This is a genomic window from Microbulbifer maximicatervae (SeqCode), from assembly GCF_052467825.1.
This window is the reverse complement of sequence record NZ_CP174327.1, coordinates 556,317-572,538: the sequence shown is the minus strand read 5'-3', so window position 1 is coordinate 572,538 and position 16,222 is coordinate 556,317. Positions and strand designations below refer to the sequence as shown.

9 protein-coding genes are annotated in these 16,222 nt (G+C 50.0%); 5 read left to right on the top strand and 4 right to left on the bottom strand.

Annotation, left to right across the window (positions count from 1 at the left end):
- From ACJJII_RS02530 to ACJJII_RS02510, 5 genes are all read left to right on the top strand, one after another.
- Complete coding sequence (locus ACJJII_RS02530) at window positions 1–1,332, top strand: restriction endonuclease subunit S (RefSeq protein ID WP_444918163.1); 1,332 nt, start codon at window positions 1–3, stop codon at window positions 1,330–1,332.
- Window positions 1,332–2,138: a hypothetical protein gene (locus ACJJII_RS02525; protein WP_444919252.1), complete on the top strand. Its 807-nt coding sequence runs from the start codon at window positions 1,332–1,334 to the stop codon at window positions 2,136–2,138. The genes ACJJII_RS02530 and ACJJII_RS02525 overlap by 1 nt, the downstream gene beginning before the upstream one ends.
- Window positions 2,139–2,175: 37 nt before the next feature.
- Window positions 2,176–3,108, top strand: coding sequence for an endonuclease NucS domain-containing protein (locus ACJJII_RS02520; protein ID WP_444918162.1), 933 nt, complete (start codon window positions 2,176–2,178; stop codon window positions 3,106–3,108).
- A 107-nt stretch (window positions 3,109–3,215) separates the two neighbouring features.
- Complete coding sequence (locus ACJJII_RS02515; protein WP_444918161.1) at window positions 3,216–6,314, top strand: type I restriction endonuclease subunit R; 3,099 nt, start codon at window positions 3,216–3,218, stop codon at window positions 6,312–6,314.
- Window positions 6,311–7,042 carry a M48 family metallopeptidase gene (locus tag ACJJII_RS02510; protein WP_444918160.1) on the top strand — a complete coding sequence of 244 codons (732 nt, stop codon included), beginning with the start codon at window positions 6,311–6,313 and terminating at the stop codon, window positions 7,040–7,042. The genes ACJJII_RS02515 and ACJJII_RS02510 overlap by 4 nt, the downstream gene beginning before the upstream one ends.
- 595 nt (window positions 7,043–7,637) lie before the next feature.
- Here ACJJII_RS02510 and ACJJII_RS02505 read toward each other — a convergent pair.
- The 4 genes from ACJJII_RS02505 to ACJJII_RS02490 all read right to left on the bottom strand — a co-directional run bounded on the left by ACJJII_RS02505 (window position 7,638) and on the right by ACJJII_RS02490 (window position 16,166).
- On the bottom strand, window positions 7,638–10,199 hold the full coding sequence (locus tag ACJJII_RS02505; protein WP_444918159.1) for a hypothetical protein: 2,562 nt from the start codon (window positions 10,197–10,199) through the stop codon (window positions 7,638–7,640).
- Window positions 10,200–10,939: 740 nt separating this feature from the next.
- The gene (locus ACJJII_RS02500) at window positions 10,940–11,401 is read right to left on the bottom strand and encodes a nucleoside deaminase (RefSeq protein ID WP_444918158.1); all 462 of its coding nucleotides are present in this window, start codon (window positions 11,399–11,401) and stop codon (window positions 10,940–10,942) included.
- Between the two features lie 758 nt (window positions 11,402–12,159).
- On the bottom strand, window positions 12,160–12,471 hold the full coding sequence (locus ACJJII_RS02495) for a hypothetical protein (protein WP_444918157.1): 312 nt from the start codon (window positions 12,469–12,471) through the stop codon (window positions 12,160–12,162).
- Window positions 12,472–12,485: 14 nt separating this feature from the next.
- A complete protein-coding gene (locus tag ACJJII_RS02490; RefSeq protein WP_444918156.1) occupies window positions 12,486–16,166 on the bottom strand; it encodes a S8 family peptidase in 3,681 nt (1,226 codons plus the stop codon).
- Window positions 16,167–16,222 lie beyond the last annotated feature (56 nt).

Below are 16,222 nucleotides of genomic sequence, written 5' to 3'. Positions count from 1 at the left end.
GTGACAAAATTTGATCAAGTGACAGATATCAGTGATAAGTTTCTAACAAATCCCTGTGAGGCACAACACACACCAAGTTTATCTAATCCCGGCTACAAGCAAACAGAAGCTGGGAGAATTCCTGATGAATGGAGCGTCAGAATAATTGGTGAGCTTTGTCGGATTACTACGGGGAATAAAAATACTCAAGATAAAAATATGAATGGCTCATACCCCTTTTTTGTGAGATCCGAGACCATTGAATCGATAGATAGTTATTCATTTGATGGCGAAGGAGTTCTTACTGCAGGAGATGGTGTTGGTACGGGAAAGATATTTCATTATATCAATGGAAAATTCGATTTCCACCAGCGTGTATATCTAATGTATGGGTTCGTACCAGAGTTGTCTGGATTTTATTTTTATAAATATTTCAGTAACCGGTTTTATAGCCGGATTATGTCGATGACAGCAAAATCGTCAGTTGATTCTGTCCGCCGTGAAATGATTTACGATATGCCTATCCCGCTGCCAGGCATTAGGGAGCAAATAGCTATCGCTAATGCTTTGTCGGACTTTGATGCCTTAACCGAAAGCCTAGAAAAACTAGTCGCCAAAAAACAAGCCATCAAAACCGCCACCATGCAGCAGTTGCTGACCGGCAAGACCCGCCTGCCGGAGTTTGCCAAGCACCCAGATGGCACGCCTAAAGGCACCAAGCAGAGTGAGTTGGGGGAGATTCCGGAGGATTGGAATGCATGCCAGCTAGGAAAACTGTCTAACATACAAAGAGGAGCGTCACCTCGTCCAATTGATAGCCCAGTTTGGTTTGATCAGAGCTCAAGTATAGGTTGGCTAAGGATTTCTGATTTGGGTAGAGCCTCTAAATACCTCGAAAATACAATTCAAAATTTATCTCAATTGGGGGTTTCAAATAGTCGGTTTGTGGCGTCAGGAAATCTTGTTATGAGTATCTGCGCTACGGTTGGAAAGCCAATTATTACTCACAAAGATCTTTGTATTCATGATGGGTTTGTGGTTTTTAATGGCTTAGATAGTGATATAGAGTTTATGTATTACGTACTAAAAGCCTTGGAAAATGAATGGAGTAAGTTTGGCCAAACAGGCTCTCAGATGAACTTAAATACGGACCTCATTAAAGGCACACAAATTCGATTACCAAGCCAACTAGCTGAGCAACAAGCTATTGCTGTATTACTCTCAGACATGGATAGTGAAATTCGGTCCCTCCAGGGACATTTGGAAAAAAGTCGACAGATCAAACAGGGCATGATGCAACAATTACTTACCGGCAAGACCCGCCTGATACAGCCGGAAGCAGTTACCGCGTGATGATGAGTACAAAGCAAGCCGCTCCACTATTTATCGGCTGGGATGTCGGCGGTTGGAATTGTGATCGCAATGCCAATAGCCGCGATGCACTGGTGGTGCTGGATAGTGAGTGCACTATCCTCGGCCAGCCCTGGCGCGGCAACTTGCGCAAGGCGATTAACGAGGCTGGTAATACCCAGGAATGGATTCGGGCACTGCTGGATTATTGCAAGATTGAGACTACCAGCGCTATACCAGCGGTCGTATTGGCTATCGATACACCGCTGGGCTTTTCGCAAGCATTCCGGCAGTTAATTTCTGGCGAATCTGTAGCTGGACCCATTGAAGACTGGAATACGAACCCCTATCTATTCCGCCATACCGAGCGCTTTTTATTTCAGCGTGGATTAAAGCCACTATCGCCGATCAAGGATATGATCGGCAGCCAGGCCACCAAAGGGATACATGCACTGGCCCGCTTTGCCCCAGAAAATCCAAATACCGGAGTCTGGACTAGTGGCGGCGGGCTGACCTCGATTGAAGCCTACCCCGCTGCCTGCAAACCCTCGCCACTTATTCGTGAATTGCTTAGCAGCTATCGCACGGCACCGGCCGGTCAACAGCTGGACCCATGGGATATGGCTGGCTTCGGTTTCGGTATTAATCATGAAGACAAGCGCGATGCACTGCTCTGCGCTCTGGTGGCTTGGTTATTTCACTATAAATCAAATGCCCTCTGCCCTGCAGATGTAGATGTGCCAGCAGGTGAGGGTTGGATTTTTGTTCCCGAGGATGCGCTGACAACAATCTCGTGTGAACAGCTTTAGGGAAAGCAACATAGAGCAATAAGGATAAAAACACCCCATGACTCCAAAACGCAGTTTTTACCGCATTATGGCGGGAGCTAGATGTGCATTTGCTGACGAATGTCACCGCGAGGGCTATATAGGCGGTGACTTAAGTATTCAGGAAGACCTCTCTGGCCGTTTGCCGGAGAGTGTACGAGACTTCAATCGGGACTTTATTCCGATCTATCTGTCCGCCAACCCAGATAAGAAAAAAGTCGCCGCCGGCCTCGCCTGTGGCATGTTGCATACCATTTGTAAGGGAATGCAAATTGGCGACATAGTGATCTGCCCTAGTGGCAGTGGACTCTATTATGTTGGCGAAGTCAGCAGTGATTATTATTTTGCCCCTGGCACTGCACTGCGCCATCGACGTAAGATTAACTGGTTTGATAAGGGGGTTTCCCGTGAAGAACTCAGCGAACCCATCAGAAATTCTGCAGGCTCCATCGGCACAGTCTGCAATCTCACCAAATATGCGGATGAATTAGAAAGTTTACTTGCGGGTAAACAGCCACCAGCGCTTGTACATACCGATAGCACCGTGGAGGAGCCTACGGTCTTCGCACTTGAAAAGCACCTTGAAGAATTCCTGATAGCCAACTGGCAGTACACCGAGTTAGGCAAAGACTATGAGATCTTCAATGAGGAGGATTTGTCCGGGCAGCAGTATCCCACCGATACCGGCCCCATCGATATTCTCGCGATCAGTAAAGATCAAAAGACACTATTGGTTGTTGAACTAAAGCGCGGCCGGGCCAGTGATGTCGTGGTGGGGCAGGTGCAGCGTTATATGGGTTATGTGCAGGAGGAGTTGGCGGAATCGGGCCAAACCGTTAGGGGCGTAATTATTGCACTTGAGGATGACCTGCGCATCCGTCGCGCCCTGAGTGTTACCAGTAATATTGATTTCTACCGCTATCAAGTCAGCTTCAAGCTGTTTTCGAGCTAAGGGGTTGCAGTTGTAAGAAAAGGGTATTTAATCAACGGGTTGGCGCGCTTTAATTTTCCTAGAAGATTAAGTGATTTTGAATTGGCTTGAATGCAGATGGAGTGGCAATGAGTAACGTTGGACAACGAGAGCGATTGACTCAGCAGCGGGTGATCAAACTTTTTCAGGAAGAACTCAATTATCGCTACCTAGGTAATTGGGAAAAGCGCGAGAACAATCGCAATGTGGAGCAGGTAATTCTGTCGTCCTGGCTGCGTGAGCGCGGTACCAGCGAAGCGTTAATCGCGAGGGTGCTACATCAACTGGGAGATGCAGCCGCCCTGGGTGAGGGTAAAAAGCTCTATTACGCCAATAAAGATGTCTACAGCTTGCTCCGCTACGGGGTTAAAGACAAGGAAGGGGCCGGTGAAACGAATCAAACCGTATGGTTAATCGACTGGGAAAACCCGGAGGCCAATGACTTCGCTATTGCCGAAGAGGTGTCAATTAAAGATGAGAATAGGAAACGCCCAGATATTGTTTTGTATGTTAATGGAATTGCGCTGGGGATACTTGAGCTAAAGCGCTCTTCTGTGGGGGTGTCCGAAGGTATTCGCCAAAATCTGGATAATCAGAAGAAAGACTTTATCCGAAATTTCTTTACCACTATGCAGCTGGTTATGGCAGGGAACGATACCCAGGGTTTACGCTACGGCACCATAGAAACGGCAGAGAAGTATTATCTGGAATGGAAAGAGGATGTGACCAATCCTTATTCCAACCCACTCGATTTCCATCTCAGTCTGACATGTAACAAACGGCGTTTTCTGGAGTTGATTCACGACTTTATTGTCTTCGATGCAGGAGTCAAAAAAACCGCTCGCCATAATCAGTACTTCGGTGTGCAGGCGGCGCACAGACATGTCCGCAGGCGCGAAGGAGGCATTATCTGGCATACCCAGGGTTCCGGTAAGAGCCTGACTATGGTGTGGCTGGCCAAGTGGATTCGGGAGCATATTAAAGATTCGCGGGTGTTGATTGTTACCGACCGCACTGAGCTCGATGAACAGATAGAAGCGGTCTTTAATGGTGTTGATGAGAATATCTACCGAACCAAGAACGGCGCCGATCTGATCGCTACCCTCAATGACCCGAGTCCCTGGCTTGTATGCTCGTTAGTGCACAAATTTGGTCGAAATGGCAAAGAGGATACCGAGGAAGAAAAAGATAAAGCCACTGATAACTTTATTAAGGAGGTGGCCGGGAGCCTGTCTAATGACTTTGCCCCCAAAGGGGATCTTTTTGTTTTTGTGGATGAATGTCACCGCACACAGTCTGGCAAGCTGCACAAGGCGATGAAGAAGATCCTGCCGGAAGCCATGTTTATTGGCTTTACCGGTACGCCGCTGATAAGGGCTGATAAGAAAAAATCCCTTGAAGTATTCGGCCCTTTTATCCACGCCTATAAATTCGATGAGGCGGTTGAGGATAAAGTGGTGTTGGATCTGCGTTACGAGGCGCGGGATATTGATCAGCGTATCACTTCACAAAAGAAAGTTGACGACTGGTTTGAGGTGAGAACCAAAGATTTGAGCCCACTAGGTAAGACAGCACTGAAACAAAAATGGGGCACGATGCAGAAACTGCTTTCCAGCAAGTCGAGACTGGAGCAGATAGTTAATGATATTTTAATGGATATGGAGACGAAGCCCCGGTTAATGGATGGCCGAGGCAATGCCATGCTGGTATGTGCCAGTGTGTATCAGGCGTGTAAGGTTTTTGAATTGTTCAACGGCAGTACGCTTGCTGGTCAGTGCGCTATTGTTACCAGCTATAAGCCTACCGCAGCAGCTATTAAAGGTGAAGAGACTGGTGAGGGGCTGACGGAGAAGCTCTTCAAGTACGATGTTTATCGCAAGATGCTGGCGGATTTTTTTGAGCAACCGGAGGAGCAGGCTGCAAGCCGTTCAGAGGAATTTGAGAAAGAAGTTAAGAGGCGCTTTAAGGAAGAGCCGGGGCAGATGCGTCTTTTGATTGTGGTGGATAAATTACTCACTGGTTTTGATGCGCCTTCCGCTACCTATCTTTATATCGATAAGAAGATGGCAGATCACAATTTATTTCAGGCTATCTGCCGAGTGAATCGTTTGGACGGCGACGATAAGACTTACGGCTATATCATCGACTATAAGGATCTATTCAGATCTCTGGAAAAATCTATCCAAAACTATACGTCAGAGGCCTTTGAGGGATATGACAAGGAAGATGTTACCGGATTGCTAAAAGACCGTTTGTCAGAGGCGAGCAAGGATCTGGATGATGCGCTGGAAATGGTGAGAGCATTATGTGAGCCGGTTAAGGCTCCACGTAATACCGCTGATTATATCCACTACTTCTGTGGCGACGATAAACAGTCTGCCGATGAGCGCACTGAGAACGAGGCTCTGCGCCTGACGCTATATCAAAGTGTTGCCAAGTTACTAAGGGCCTATGGCAATATCGCCTGCGAGATGCAGGATGCGGGTTACTCCTCTGTACAAGCAAGCAAAATCAAAAAGGAAGTGACCTATTTCGAGAAGGTCCGCGATGAGATTAAGCTGGCCAGTGGTGATCTGGTTGAGATGAAGCGCTATGAGCCGGGTATGCGCCATTTGCTGGATATGTATATCCAGGCTGATCACAGCGAGACACTAATGGACTTCGAGGAGTTAGGGCTAATCGAGTTAATTGTTAATCGCGGTGCCGATGGGCTTGAGAAGTTGCCAGAGGATATCCGTAAAGACAAGGTAGCAATGGCCGAGACCATTGAAAACAATATTCGCAAGAAAATTGTGGATGAGAACCCGGTCAACCCCAAATATTACGAGAAAATGTCTGAGCTGCTGGAGGAGCTGATTGAGCAGCGGCGCAAACAAGCTTTGGATTATCAGGAATATCTTGAGAAGGTAAGGGTGCTAGCAAAGGATGTATTAAAGCCAGATGAAACCAAGTATCCGACATCAATGGATTCCCCTGCTAAACGAGCGCTCTATGATAACCTGGGTAAAAATGAGAATCTCGCTACTAAAATTGATACCGCCATCCGCAAGACTAAAAAGGATGAGTGGATAGGAGACCGCTTTAAGGAGCGCGAAGTGGCGAATGCCATTCGAGAAAAGTCAGCTGGTTATGACGTTGATGTGGATAAAGTGATGGAACTGGTCAAAGCCCAAGTGGAGTATCAGTGAGCCGACCTGACACGATCAATATGCAGGTTGGTAGCCTAGCGATTACGATAAACCGTAAGGCGATTAAGAACTTGCATATCAGTGTATTGCCGCCTGAGGGGGCAGTGCGTGTCTCCGCGCCTGAACATTTATCTGATATTGCTATTCGACGTGCGATAGTACCGCGTATCCCCTGGATTAAAAAACAGCAGCGTAGTTTTCTTGATCAGCCCCGCCAGTCGGAACGCGAAATGGTCAGTGGCGAGAGCCACTACTCTTTTGGAAAACGTTATCGACTGGCAGTGGTTGAGCGTCGAGGGCGCCATGAGATTCATATTTCAGGCAGGGGTAAGCTGGAACTTCGGGTGAACCCAGGTACTAGTCACCTTGGGCGAAAGAAAGTACTTGAAGACTGGTATCGCAAGACCCTTAAAGCTGAGGTTAGCCAACTACTGCCCCGCTGGCTGGATGAAATGGGGCTGGAAGGCTGTGATTGGCGCATTAAGCGAATGAAAACCATGTGGGGCAGCTGTAATATCGGGGCACGCCGTATTTGGCTTAACCTAGAGCTTGCTCAGAAACCATTGGAGTGCTTGGAATTTATTCTAGTTCACGAGCTCGTGCATTTATTCGAACGCCATCACAATGATAGGTTCCGAGCTTTAATGGATTCGTATTTACCTGATTGGCAGGAGCGTCGGCATCTGCTTAATAGTTCTCCTTTGGCAAATGCAGAGTGGAGTTACTAATTCTTTTTCTTTGTTTTTATATCGCCCTTTTCGTTTACCTCGAAGCTTTATGAGGGGGCTAAAAGGAACTAAGTCTTTCGCTAAAAAGTTTTGCCAAATTGGTTTCTACACCTCTAAGGTTTTCTGCATCGTTAAGTAGATCAACACTTAATTGGTTGACATGGCAAATAGGGTTTAAAGGTAAATTGCTACTTATGAGTCAAGGTTATAGGTATGGTAGAGGGCTTAAAGAAAGATTATTGAGTTTTTTGAATTTACCCATTTTCTTGAAAATTACCGTGTAATTATTGACAGAACAAATGGCGCACTAAGCTATCCCAATAACTTATAGCAATGGTGATTCGTTAATTGCAGACACAACTCGGCTTAGAACTGATTTGTGCCTGCAATGCAAAAAATGTCTGCTAAAGAATTTCCATTTACTTACGGTAAAGTTGATAAAAGGCTGTTTTCTTTTAGCTACTAAATTGTACACCACTACAGTTTGCTGTGAGGTATCGAAGGTGCGTCCTCCAAAGAAGACTGGGCGTGTACACCGTCGCAGAAACTGCATAGGTTGCTCGGGCGTGTAATGGCCACCCGAGCAACACGCGATTTACTCCGGTACTGCGATAATTAGGAACGACACGTGCGATTCGCTGTTTTCTTGAGTGTGCTTGCTGTTTCCCGAGTCGCCGTCGCCGATGAGTGCATGTGGATTGTGCAGTATGACCTGCGAGCCTGACGTGGAGTAGGTTTCCGAACCTCCGCCGACTTGCCGGATGTCGTGGTCACTGCTGTCGTAGTGGACGCGATAGCCAGACAGGAATACTGCCGCGTCGCTTATGGGCTGGCCCATCTCGACATACACGTCATCACTCGTTTTTTGGAGGTTTGTCACGTACTTTGCGATCAGAGGGGGGCTCTTGCTCAGCTCAATGAGATTGCCATCAATCGATGCGATGGCATTGTTGCCCGAGTCATCGTGCATCTGTGCAGTCGATTGGATACCCACTTCGTAGTTGTTAGGAACCGCGGTGGTTGCATCGAGCTCAATGGTGCGAACGTGGTGTGACTTTGGGGGTTCGCTCGGGTCGTTGTCCTTGTGGTACTCGCACGCCCAGCCTCCAAGGGCAGCATAAGCCTCTGGCTCATCGAGGGGGATGTATGGGCTGGTTGATTCATTGGGGATATCGGTGATGGTTCTCGGTAGGATCACACCGTCTTTGGGGCCGTCGACTACTGCGATGCAGGACAATGTCAATTGGGAGTCTGAGGGACTTAAACCTTTCTTCTGGCCGAACAAGGTGGCGTCTGGAGTGACGGTGAGGACGGCATTCTTGTTGTGAACCTGGGTGAGCGACAGGCCCAGCGTTTGAGTTTGGTGGTCTGTACCTCCTTCGTACTTGAAGAACCAGTAGGTGGCGGCAACGATGAAGCTCGTCACTTCTGAACCGTATTTGCTGAAGTCAAACCGGAACCTTCCGCCGTTTTCATCCAGCTGCTGATTGATGTGCATCATCTGAATATTCGGAGGCGCTATTGGGGTGGAATGAAGCTTGATTGGCATATAGGCCCAGTCACCGCCAACCTGGAGGTAAGCGGGCGAATTCGTCTTCTTGACCTGGAAGCCGGGAATCGCGATGTCGACACTCCCTTTCTTCGAACTCAGAATCGAGATGATCAATTGAATCACCCAGCCAAGCGGTACGAACGCCCACCAGAAGGGGAGCTTCGCTTTGGTCTTCACCTGAATATTGAGCACATCGTCGTAGGCGTTGAAGCTTATCGTCGCAGAGAGCTTTAAGGTCTGGTAGACCCACAGGGTCATGGCCCCACGCTTCACCCTGATGTCGGCACTGATAACAAGATCGCCGTCGTTGTTGAACGCCGCTTGGAGGTTATTTTCTTTGATTTTGATATGCGCACCCTCAATCACATCCTCGACGTCTGTGTTGAGGTACATTTTTTCGGGGTAGGTATCGGTCACCGTCAGCTGCGAAGAGGTCAGTGGCGTTGCTTCAGCAATCGCTGCAGCCACCGAAGTCAAAATGATGTCGTTGGATACGATGAGTGCGGATGTACAGTTGCTAGGGACAGTCTGTGGTAGAAGCGCGTCTATTGGCTGGCGATTCCCACGGCATATCCCAAGTCCGAACAGGTTTGAGTCGGAGTCGCCATCAAAGGCTGTATACATCACCCCGATATCCAGGTTCCCGGCGGGCAGGGGGGTGTGTTGAGCAACCGTGTACTTGATGGGCCAATCAAAACTTGAGATGAGTTGGTCGACTGCTCCTTTCATCGCGTCGGTAATGTCGAGGCCCTTGATCGACTTTGAAAGTTGAATATCGCTGAGGTCAAGTTCCATCATGTCCCAGTTGGGCTTCTTGATGGTCACGGTGACTTGCCCATAGTGGTTGATGCTGGCGCTGGCTTGCATTTTGTCGAGGTCAAGAACGAGCCGGGCGTGACCGGGGCTTTGGCCCTGCGCATCTTCGATGTTGCTTGTGATACCTGGGAACTTGATGAACCCTGTGATGGGCAGGTCGAGCGTCGCCTTTAGGTCTTCGGGATCAATGAAAGCGGGACAATCAAATGCGAACTCGTAGCGAACCTTGGCGGGGCCCTTGCCGACATTTCCGCTGAATGACCATTGGCCGGAGTCGCCTTCGAAGAGCTCGCTAATCCAATTGTTGACCGCTCCTTGAGTCGAGGCACTGATCAAATCCCAGCCTTGCGAAAGGTCTGGATCTGGCGAGGATTCAACTTCTTGCAGACCTTGCTGCTGTTCAATTTCTTCTTCAATTAAGTCGCCTGGCTCTTCTCGATCAAACAGGCCGCGCAGCTCCTCGACCAGCTCGGGGCTCGGGTCGCATACCCGCTGAAAGGTCGAAATTGGGTCGAGCGCAAATTGGCGTGCATTGCCTTCAGATTCACTGAGCCACTCGAGCATGCGAGCTTCATGTTGCAATAGGTTGCTCAGGACGGGGTCACGTCGCAGTGGGTCTGTTTGAGATGTTGGCGTGAATTCGAAAGAGAGAGAGGTCGAACTATCTAATTGTGTGGCTTGCTTGCCTAGCAGGCGCTGCAGGTCGTCAGGAGAGAGTGTGAGGGACGCGATTTGCTTTTTGAGTTGGCGCTGCAGGCTGTCGGGAGAGAGTGTGAGAGTCTCTTCCATGATGATGCTCCGTAATCTTCATTAGTTTGATTTTTTTGAAAAGGCGAGTGGCCGAGTAACACCACGAGCCCTCTTTGATGCGGCAATCGAACACCAGGCCTACTAGAAAATTGCCACCCGTCCTAAGTTACTCTTCAAAAGGGCACCAGCCAACAAAGTCGAAGGCATTATCAGGGAAAATGTTGATGTATTTTTTTTGATAACATTTTATGCGCCGTTATTGAGATATTCTAAATGAAGCCTTTCGGTAAAAAATTACGGGAATATTGCAGTAGCAAAGACTTTATCCATAGCTCTCGAGGTTATTGCTACTGGATGAGTATTGTGTGACAGATCAAAAACGTTCCCTTGGATATGAAAAGCGGAGGAAGGAGAGGGCTAAATAACGTGCCAAAAAGCTGTTATCAGATTTTGAAGAGCCGGATAAGACTGGGCTTTTTAGTGGGGGTAAAAATGCGATGTGGCACGATATTCATGGTGGGAAACCTGCACGACTCTGGGCTAAATGGTAAAAGAAAAAAGCTAATCCCTATCTGGTAGAGGCTCGTTAACATTCTGAGCTAATGCATTCCGATTCTGTGTTAGCCGGGGTATCTTTTCATTAAGTATTTCTTGCTCACTCTGTAGTGTGGCTTTAATGGCAGGGCATCCATAAAATCGAGGGATTGAAGGCTAATTCTCTAGGTGCGGCAATGACTATTTTGTTGTTTTTAATTTAATTCCACTTTTATTCAATGTTTTTATATTTTTTGCTCGCCAATATCTTCATGCCAGATCTCAGGGTGCTGTTGGATAAATTCATTCATAAGACTAATGCAATCAGAATTATTTGGGATGGTTAGGCTTATGCCTTCAGATCTGAGTAGTAGTTCATCTCCCTGAAAGGTTTTGTTTTCACCGATAACAATATTCCTAATGCCGTATAGACGTATGGCTCCGCTGCACATAGGGCAGGGCGAAAGGGTCGTATAAAGCGTACACTTTTGATACTCGACTGCTCGTAACCTTCCAGTCTTTTCCAATGCGTCCATTTCAGCATGCTTGATAACACTATCCTGTTGGATACGCTGATTGTGGCCTCTGCCGATAATTTCTCCATCACGCACTACTACACAGCCGGTGGGAACACCGCCTGCGGCCATGCCCTTGCGCGCTTTCTCAATGGCTGCTTGCATAAACGCTTCGTGCTCAGACTTGCTCATGGCAGTCCTTTATTTAAATTTTCAAGGGTGCTTGAAGTATAGAGTGTAGAGCTTTATTGATATATTACTGACAGCCAAGGTGGTGGCAAAGTCTATTATTAATAGATTTGGGTTTTCCACTAGTGGCGGCTCTTACCCTAGGTAATAAATTTAATTCTGGAATTTATCGCTAAGCTGTACCTAAAAAGTGCAAGAGCTACCCGAAAAGATTCTGCGATACGAGGGGGATTTTCTCGGAATATAGCACAGGCAAATGATAAAAAAGGCTAACCTAGATGCTGGCATTTTTCGCTTTAGAGGAGATGTTAAAGGTTGAAAATATTTTTTGGTAAATACAAGTTAAAAGTTTCGTACATTTGATAGCCCGTTAATGAATCTACCTAATAGAGAAAACTACGGGAGTTGGGGGCTATTTTTGTGCAGGTGCGAGTTGTGTAGGGTGCTGATTGGCTGATGCTCCTGAGAGCTGGCCGGGCCCAATAATTGGGGTATCCAAGCCCCTTCTTTGATAAGGTTTCTACTCAGGTTAACGAAATAATAAGCCTTTGATTGTGGTGTACTAACTACATGTGGTGAGAAGGCTAAGAAACTCTAAACAGCTAAAGATATCTTTGAGCAAAGTATAAGGGTGGCTTATAGGGTGACTATTGTTGGATTCTGTCGCAAAGTTTGCGACAGAATCCAAAGTGGAATGCTACAGCTGGCGTTTGCTCATAGGTGTCAAAAAGGGTTTTCAGCCCCCTATACTCAAAAGCAATTTATTCGCTCAGCGTAATTTCTGCCCCCTCACTAGGCAATCCAGATATCGGCAGCGAATCACCGCTGTCCTTTCGGCTAATATTCACGGCGGTAATACTGCTAGAGAAGGTTTTGGATTCGGAACCACCGGAACCACCGGAACCACCGGAACCGCCGGAACCACCGGAACCGCCGGAACCGCCGGAACCACCGGAACCACTGCCGCTGTTGGAACTACTGGAACCGTCACCGCCCCCGCCGCCACAAGCACTCAGGGCTAATAGCAGCAGAGCGGAGACCGCAGATTTGAGTATGAAGTTTTTCCCGTTCATTAGTTTGCGTTCCTTCATTGCACAAAATCGTAAGTGACGATGAAATGGCTCACGCCAGACTCCAGCGTCAGCGGTCCCGGCAGGTCGAGTTGGAAAGTCAGCTCGCCGTCATCTGTTTCAAACTCGCTGCTGGCAAGCATGGTGTCACTCTCATTCAGGGCTCCGTCGCTGTTTTTATCCAGGTAAAGTTTCGCTTGGGCGATCTCCAGTCCGTCATCTCCGCTGCCGGATGCTTGTAAGGTCAGGCTGTTGAGTTCCGATTGCACGTCCGTCTCCAGGCTAAATACCTGTACCACCACATCCTTCTCGCCGGGACTTGCCTCGAGATCGCTCGCAGTTCCCGAATTAAACTTCACACCGGAACTCGATCCCTGCTGGAAGCGGGGGTTAAAGGGCTGGGCATCTTCGCTGTCTACAGCGCCGTCATTATCGGTATCCACTACCGTTGCTGCATCCAAGCCCAGTACAAAGGCACCGCGAATCGTGTTCTGAACACTGTTGCCGGCATTGTCTGTGGCGGCAATGCGTAGGTCGACGACGGAGGATTCCGACACTTCGGGCAGCAGGGTAAGGTAGCGACCGTCTTCTGGTGCGGTTTCCAACGGTAACCAATCACCCCCGTCCAGCGCCATCTCGGTGGTCACAGAGTCGAGCGGTAACTGGCTTTCGAAGGACAAATACAGCTTGGCATTGCGGCGCGCAAAGTGCGAAATCACGTCGTCGTCCAGCAGTTCCAGCATGGCGATACGCGGCGCGGCGGCACCATCCAAGTTATTGAGTTGCACTCGGGCGCTGGAGGTGTACTCCCCTTCACCGAGAGATGTGGTGTACTCGAAATCCACCTGCACCGAGGTGCATTCGCTGCCGGCAAAGAACAGGTCCTCTGAAATAAAGTCATTGCTGCTCAATTCACTATCGCCGGGTAGGCACAGGGCACGATATCTGGACTCCGGTCTATAGCCGTTGCCCCAGCTATCCATTATCCAGCCCGAAGAAAGCTGACCGATGTGGTTGGGAAGTAAGCGGTGATTACCGCCGTCATTGCGCAGGCCCCCGGCGAAATACCTGGGCCCCTGGCCCATAAGCATGATTCCACTGGACCGTTCCAGTATTACCTCGGGGATAGTGAAGTCCTCATCGCTACGCCGCAGCTTGCGGTAGACCGTGCGGCCGACGGAAATTTCGTTGCTGTGGGTCTCCGTAGTCCAATCTTCCCCTAGGGGTACATGCAAATTCAAAAATGTGGGCCAAGCGGCGATACCCTCCTCGTGCCCATACAAGGTTAGAAGGGACGATTTGTGGGTCATCTCGCTCGATTCCCAAAAGTTGAAATCGGTGCCGTACGTATTGAGCCCATAACCCACGTTATAACCCTCCCGATTCCAGAACGGATTGCCGATCAGCAATTGCGTGCTGCCGGGATTGCTGAGATCGAAGTGTAGGTCTTCGGACATACCTTGTTGGCTGTGCTTGATCATATATAGCTTGCGGTCCTGCGGGTGCGTGTTCTCTTCCTCCGCCAGGCCCATATAGTTGACGTGGAAGCTGTCAGGCAGGTTATGCAGGGTTGAAGTGGGTATATCCCTACCGTACCTCTGGAACATGGCTGGCACGGGTAGATCGGGGTGGGTCACTTCAAGGGCCTGTTGTACAAACTGGAGTGTCTTGCCGCTTTCTGTTTGCAGAGGGGCAATGCCAGCCCCTAGAACCCTTGCAGGTACTACCAATTCACCATCGGACACTTGCCGGTTTTCAAATGCTTGCCAGACGTCATACCGCTGTCCATCAGCAAAGACGTCCGTACCGAATAGAATGTTGATCGGCTCGTCACGCACCGCCATACGTAGAACCGGTTCAGCACTTTCAAAATCAAATTGGCTCCCCCAAGCAGACCAGCTCTTATTGAACAACACCGCGTAATAGGACCAGAAATCCCCTGGCGCCTCGGATTCACGTATGGCCAGTATCTCCGCGCGGTGGAAGGCTACTGGCAGGCGCGCCCGCTCTTCGCCGGATGAGTATTCAAGCGCCGAATCGTAGGTGAGGTAGAGCGGTTCGAGGTAGGGTACCTGGTCGTGATCGACATTCAGGTCGACGAGTTCGGCTCTGCTCGCACCCACTTCCAAATCGAACTGGTCAGTGGAAAGATCCAAGTCGGCGCCGGCCGGGAAAGTCCCCCCGTTTGCAACTGCGAATTCGGAAGGAGCGCTTAGGTTCTTAATCGTCACCTGCAGGGATCTCTGGCTGTGAGCGCCTTGTCCAAAGTGCCCTGCATAGAGAGTTGGCGGGCTGACCAGAAAACGAGCGCTCGCGGCTGCGAAGGCATCTAACTGCCCGTTGCCGACCTCGGCCAGTTGGCCGTCCACCTGTGTGGCGCGGTTGACCAGCAGCGCTTTGATCTCAGCGCTGGTCAGTTCCGGGTGTAACTGACGCAGTAGCGCTGCGGCGCCTGCCACATGGGGCGCGGCAAAAGAAGTACCGGATTCAGTGCGGAGGCCGCCGCCTAAGTTGGCACTAGAGATATCCACACCCGGCGCGACTATCTCCGGCTTGACGCTGTTACTGTTCAGGTCCAGGCTGATACCGAACATGCCCCGGGAACTGAAGTCCGCCAGGTTGCCCGCCCCATCCACTGCGCCCACGGTGACTATTTCCTCCGCGGAACCGGGACTGCCAATGGAGTTGAAAAAGGGACCGTCGTTGCCGGCGGCGGCGACCACCACAACACCAGCGCGCATGGCATTGTTGGCGGCGACGGATAGAACCGAGTTGCTTCCACCCACGCCGCCCAGGCTTAGATTGATCACGTCCACCGCATCATCCGTTTGCGGATTTCCGTCCGGGTCCAGCGCGGCCTCGATGGCGGCGATGATGTCGCTATCGTAACCCAATCCTTCGCCATCCAGCGCCTTGTAGGCGTAGAGCGTAGCAGCGGGCGCTACCGTAGCGGCCACGCCGGCCACCATGGTGCCGTGGAAGTGGTCGTCCATGGGATCAGCATCATCGTTCACGAAATCGTAGCCACCGGCCACGCGGCAGCCGCTGCCCAAACAGCCGCCCAGGTCTTCGTGGGTGTAATCAATGCCGGTATCGATAATGGCGATACTGGTCCCTTGTCCTTTGACAGCCCTGTCCTGCGCATCGCGCATTGCCCATACCTCGGGGGCGCGTACTTGCTGTGGACTACCGGCCTGAAAAGCGCGCACCTGCCGGTCCTGGGTTACCGCGCGCACCTCTGGCATGGCGGCGATAGCGGGCAGCTGGTCCACCCTGGCGGTTGCGCTGATGGCGTTGACTGCACGAGTGAAACGGTGGCTGTGGCCCGCGATCAGTTTGCGCTGTTGAAGTTTGGCGACCATTTGCTGCTGGCGCAGGCCCAGCTCTTGCTGCCGGGCGACGAAAGCGCGCATATCCCGCCGTGTACCGATAGCGCCGGATGCACGCAAGCCAGCCTGCTCCGCAGCAGAAGGCCCGTGCAGTTCGATGATGATGCGCACCTCTTCATCCGGACGATACCTGATCACCTCTGGCCAGGCTTGCTTGTTGCGCTCCGCATGGAGTGTGCCTTCGTGGGGTACGCTTAATCGCGGAACTCGAGATTCTGAAGCTTTCTCCCCGGAGTTGGCTGCTGCGGGTTGCTGTAATGCAACCAAGGCGGTCGATGCCAGATACAGCAGAATCGGTTTTACACGCATAGTAAACCTCCTATTTAAGTAGTCGACCCTGACAAAAAACAAATACCCACGTCCAT

What these genes read in the sequence shown, in the direction of transcription:
- ACJJII_RS02500 (WP_444918158.1), bottom strand. Translation starts at nt 11,401, where the DNA reads ATGAGCAAGTCTGAGCACGAAGCGTTTATGCAAGCAGCCATTGAGAAA.
- ACJJII_RS02495 (WP_444918157.1), bottom strand. Translation starts at nt 12,471, where the DNA reads ATGAACGGGAAAAACTTCATACTCAAATCTGCGGTCTCCGCTCTGCTG.
- ACJJII_RS02515 (WP_444918161.1), top strand. Translation starts at nt 3,216, where the DNA reads ATGAGTAACGTTGGACAACGAGAGCGATTGACTCAGCAGCGGGTGATC.
- ACJJII_RS02520 (WP_444918162.1), top strand. Translation starts at nt 2,176, where the DNA reads ATGACTCCAAAACGCAGTTTTTACCGCATTATGGCGGGAGCTAGATGT.
- ACJJII_RS02505 (WP_444918159.1), bottom strand. Translation starts at nt 10,199, where the DNA reads ATGGAAGAGACTCTCACACTCTCTCCCGACAGCCTGCAGCGCCAACTC.
- ACJJII_RS02490 (WP_444918156.1), bottom strand. Translation starts at nt 16,166, where the DNA reads ATGCGTGTAAAACCGATTCTGCTGTATCTGGCATCGACCGCCTTGGTT.
- ACJJII_RS02525 (WP_444919252.1), top strand. Translation starts at nt 1,332, where the DNA reads ATGATGAGTACAAAGCAAGCCGCTCCACTATTTATCGGCTGGGATGTC.